The sequence below is a fragment of the Stenotrophomonas panacihumi genome, from assembly GCF_001431645.1.
Taxonomy (GTDB): domain Bacteria; phylum Pseudomonadota; class Gammaproteobacteria; order Xanthomonadales; family Xanthomonadaceae; genus Stenotrophomonas_A; species Stenotrophomonas_A panacihumi.
In genome coordinates, this window is sequence record NZ_LLXU01000097.1 from 1 (window position 1) to 4,270 (window position 4,270).

Genomic DNA, 4,270 nt, shown 5'->3' on the forward strand with positions numbered 1-4,270 from the left:
TGGCGTCCCCCACCAGGGCATACCCCCCAGCCGCCGCGCGACCAACCCAAACCGCAAACGCAACCAAACCCAAAGCACCCGAGACAAAAACCCAAGCCACCCCAGATACAATCAAAACCCAGCTTCAAAAACGCACCGCACAAACCCTTGATGACCGACACCCCGTCCGCCGCGCCGCCGCTGCTCGCCGCGCAGGCCCTGAGCTTCAGCCGTAATGAAGAGGCGGTGTTCGGCCCGCTCGACTTCCAGGTCGATGCCGGCGAAGCCCTCCTGGTGCAAGGCGACAACGGCGCCGGCAAGACCACCCTGCTGCGCGTCCTCGCCGGCCTGCTGCGTGCCGACGCCGGCAAGATCGAAATCGACGGCCGCCCCGCCAAGCGCGTCGACCGCTCGCGCTTCATCGCCTACCTCGGCCACCTGCCCGCCCTGAAAGCCGATCTCACCACCCTGGAAAACCTCAACTTCCTCTGCGGCCTGCAAGGCAGGCGCGCCCGCCAGATGCCCGGCAACGCCCTGGCCATCGCCGGCCTGGCCGGCTACGAGGATGCCCTCGTGCGCCAGCTCTCCGCCGGCCAGAAGAAACGCCTCGGCCTCGCCCGCCTGTGGCTCTCGCCCGCCCCCCTGTGGCTGCTCGACGAGCCCTACGCCAACCTCGACCTCGATGGCATCAACCTGGTCAACCGCATGATCTCCGCCCACCTGCGCGGCGGTGGCGCCGCCCTGGTCACCACCCACGGCGCCTACGCCGCCCCGCCGGTGCGCACGCGCATGCTCACCCTCGGAGTGGACGCATGAGCGCACCCGCCCCGCTGCCTTCGCTGTGGCAGGCCTCGCGCGCCTTGATGGTGCGCGACCTGCGCCTGCTGTGGCGCCGCCGCGGCGATGCCCTGCAGCCGGCGCTGTTCGCCCTTCTCATCGTCGTGCTGTTCGCCCTGGCCCTCGGTGGCCATGCCGACACCCTCTCCCTCGTCGCCCCCGCGGTGATGTGGCTGGCCGTGCTGCTCGCCGGCCTGCTCTCGCTCGACTCGCTGTTCCGCGGCGACGCCGACGACGGCTCGCTCGAACAATGGGTGCTCGCGCCCGTGCCACTCGCCTGGCTGGTGCTCGTGCGCGTGCTGCTGCACTGGCTGGTCACCGCGCTGCCGCTGATCGTCGCCACGCCGCTGCTCGGCGAATTGCTGCACCTGCGGCATGACCAGTTGCCCGTGCTGCTGGCATCGTTGCTGCTCGGCACGCCCCTGCTCAGCCTGCTCGGCGCGGTGGTGGCGGCGCTGACGGTGAACATGAAACGCTCTGGTATTCTCGTGGCGTTGCTGGCGCTGCCGTTGTACGTGCCGGTGCTGGTGTTCGGCGCGGGCAGCGTCGCCGCCGGCACGCAGGGACTGGATCCGTCCGCGCCGCTGCTGTTGCTGGGCGCCGGGCTGGTCATCGGACTGGTGCTGGCGCCACTGGCGGCCGCCGCGGCGATCCGCATTTCGTTGAGCTGAGCCGCATCGAAACACCCCAAGCCGGAGCCGTCGCCACCGCATGAATCGCCTCGTCCGCTGGTTCCACCAACTTGGCTCGCCCCCGGTATTCGATCGTTTCGCCGCCCGCTGGGCGCCGTGGTGCCTGGCCGCCGGCGCGGTGCTGGCCGGCTTCGGGCTGTGGCAGGCGCTGTTCGTGGTGCCGGCCGATTACCAGCAGGGCGACAGCTTCCGCATCCTCTACATCCACGTGCCCAGCGCCTGGATGAGCCTGTTCGTGTTCGGGCTGATGGCGCTGTACGCGGCCATCGCGATGATCTGGCGCATCAAGCTGTGCGAGATCCTCGCCATGGCCTGCGCGCCGATCGGCGCCGCCTTCACCCTCATCACCCTGCTCACCGGCAGCATCTGGGGCAAGCCGATGTGGGGCGCCTGGTGGGATTGGGACCCGCGCCTGACCACCGAACTGATCCTGCTGTTCCTCTACCTCGGCGTGATCGGCCTGTACCAGGTCATCGACGACCACCGCAATGCCGCGCGCGCCGCCGGCCTGCTGGCCATCGTCGGCGTCGCCCTGCTGCCGGTGATCCGCTATTCGGTGGTGTGGTGGAACTCCCTGCACCAGGGCCAGAGCATCCGCCTGCTCGGCGAATCGAGCATCGACGCCTCGATGCTGCTGCCGCTGTGGCTGATGGTCGCCGCCACCAAGTTCTGGTTCGCCGGCTCGCTGCTGCTGCGCGCGCGCGCCGACAACCTGCGCCGCGAGGCCGGCAAGGACTGGGTCGCCCGCCTGGGCGAAGCGGAGAAGCCGGCATGAGCTACCTGGGCTATGTGATCGCTGCCTACGCCGTGTTCGTGATCGTGCTGCTGTGGGACGTGCTGGCCGCCCGCTGGCAGGTGCGTCGCGCGCTGCGCCAGGCCGCCGCGCGCCGGCAGCGCCAGCGCTCGCGCGCCTCGGCCTCCGAGACGGAACTGGTGCGATGAATCCCACCCGTCGCCGCCGCCTGTGGTGGGTGCTGCTGCTGGTCTTCGCCGGGGGCCTGGCCACCACGCTGGTGGCGCTCGCCCTGCAGCGCAACGTCGCCTATCTCTATACGCCTTCCGAAGTGCTGCGCGGCGATGCCGGCGACCACGCCCGCTTCCGCCTCGGCGGCATGGTCGAGAAGGGCTCGTTCCAGCGCGCCGCCGGCTCGCTGCAGGCGCATTTCCGCGTCACTGACGGCGATGCGCAGCTGCCGGTGAGCTACGACAAGATCCTGCCGGACCTGTTCCGCGAGGGCCAGGCGGTCATCGCCACCGGGCGGATGCAGGACGGCGTGTTCGTCGCCGAGGACGTGCTGGCCAAGCACGACGAGAACTACATGCCCAAGGAAGTCGCCGACAAGATGGGCGCGGCGCACCGCAAGCACGACGTCGTGGCGGGGCCGCAGTGACGGCAGCACGACGCGGCATTTCGATCCGGACGTTCCCCTGATGCTGCCCGAACTCGGCCAGATCCTGCTGATCCTCGCCCTGCTGGTCGCCCTGCTGCAGGCGGTGCTGCCGCTGGCCGGCGCCCAGCGCGGGCATGCGGCCTGGATGGAAGTGGCCCGCCCGGCCGCGCTGGCGCAGCTGCTGCTGGTGGGCGGCGCGTTCGTGGTGTTGACCGTGGCCTTCGTGCGGCAGGACTTCTCCGTCGCCTACGTGGCCGAAAACTCCAACTCGCTGCTGCCGCTGGTCTACCGCTACTCGGCGGTGTGGGGCGCGCACGAAGGCTCGCTGCTGCTGTGGACGCTGGTGCTGGCGCTGTGGAGCGCGGCGGTGGCGGTGTTCTCGCGTTCGCTGCCGCTGCCGGTGGTGGCGCGCGTGCTCGGCGTGATGGCACTCATCAGCCTGGGCTTCCTCGCCTTCCTGCTGTTCACCTCCAATCCGTTCGCGCGGCTGCTGCCCGCGCCCCCGGAAGGCGGCGACCTCAACCCGCTGCTGCAGGACCCGGGCCTGATCATCCACCCGCCGATGCTCTACGCCGGCTACGTCGGCTTCGCGGTGCCGTTCGCCTTCGCCATCGCCGCCCTGCTCGACGGCCGCCTGGATGCGCGCTGGCTGCGCTGGTCGCGGCCGTGGACGAACGTGGCCTGGGCGCTGCTCACGCTCGGCATCGCACTGGGCAGCTGGTGGGCGTACTACGAACTGGGCTGGGGCGGCTGGTGGTTCTGGGACCCGGTCGAGAACGCCAGCTTCATGCCGTGGCTGGCCGGCGCGGCGCTGCTGCATTCGCAGGCGGTGACGGAAAAGCGCGGCAGCTTCGGCGGCTGGACGTTGCTGCTGGCGATCGCCGCGTTCTCGCTCTCGCTGCTGGGCACCTTCCTCGTGCGCTCCGGCGTGCTGACCAGCGTGCATTCCTTCGCCGCCGATCCCTCGCGCGGCCTGTTCATCCTGATCTTCCTGGCGATGGTGATTGGCGGCTCGCTGCTGCTGTACGCACTGCGCGCGCCGGCGCTGGCCCCGGCGGCGGACGACCCGCGGCGCGGCTTCACCGCCACCTCGCGCGAAACGCTGCTGCTGGCCAACAACCTGCTGCTCACCTGCGCCTGCGCGATGGTGCTGCTGGGCACGCTGTATCCGCTGCTCGCCGATGCGCTGGCCCTGGGCAAGCTCTCCGTCGGCCCGCCGTACTTCGGCACGCTGTTCGTGCTGCTGATGGCCCCGCTCGTCCTGCTGCTGCCGTTCGGCCCGCTCACGCGCTGGCAGCGCGACCAGCGCCAGGCCCAGCCACGGCAGCAGCAGGGCAAGCAGGCGCGAAGGCTGGTCGCGCTGCCAGCGCG

The 4,270-nt window shown here is 70.5% G+C and carries 6 protein-coding genes; all 6 read left to right on the top strand.

From position 1 onward, the window contains the following. The first annotated feature begins 150 nt into the window (after positions 1-150). The gene (ccmA, locus tag ARC20_RS12830) at positions 151-795 is read left to right on the top strand and encodes a heme ABC exporter ATP-binding protein CcmA (RefSeq protein WP_057647729.1); all 645 of its coding nucleotides are present in this window, start codon (positions 151-153) and stop codon (positions 793-795) included. Beyond that, positions 792-1,487 (top strand): heme exporter protein CcmB, encoded by a 696-nt coding sequence (ccmB, locus tag ARC20_RS12835; RefSeq protein WP_057647731.1) that lies wholly within the window; start codon positions 792-794, stop codon positions 1,485-1,487. Before ccmA ends, ccmB begins: the two co-directional genes overlap by 4 nt. 40 nt (positions 1,488-1,527) lie before the next feature. Then, positions 1,528-2,283, top strand: coding sequence for a heme ABC transporter permease (locus ARC20_RS12840; protein WP_057647733.1), 756 nt, complete (start codon positions 1,528-1,530; stop codon positions 2,281-2,283). Beyond that, positions 2,280-2,450 (top strand): heme exporter protein CcmD, encoded by a 171-nt coding sequence (gene ccmD / locus ARC20_RS12845; protein WP_057647735.1) that lies wholly within the window; start codon positions 2,280-2,282, stop codon positions 2,448-2,450. Before ARC20_RS12840 ends, ccmD begins: the two co-directional genes overlap by 4 nt. After that, positions 2,447-2,899, top strand: coding sequence for a cytochrome c maturation protein CcmE (ccmE, locus tag ARC20_RS12850; protein WP_057647736.1), 453 nt, complete (start codon positions 2,447-2,449; stop codon positions 2,897-2,899). The genes ccmD and ccmE overlap by 4 nt, the downstream gene beginning before the upstream one ends. 40 nt (positions 2,900-2,939) lie before the next feature. Further along, positions 2,940-4,270: heme lyase CcmF/NrfE family subunit (locus ARC20_RS12855; protein ID WP_057647739.1), on the top strand; the 1,331-nt coding region annotated here is incomplete at its 3' end.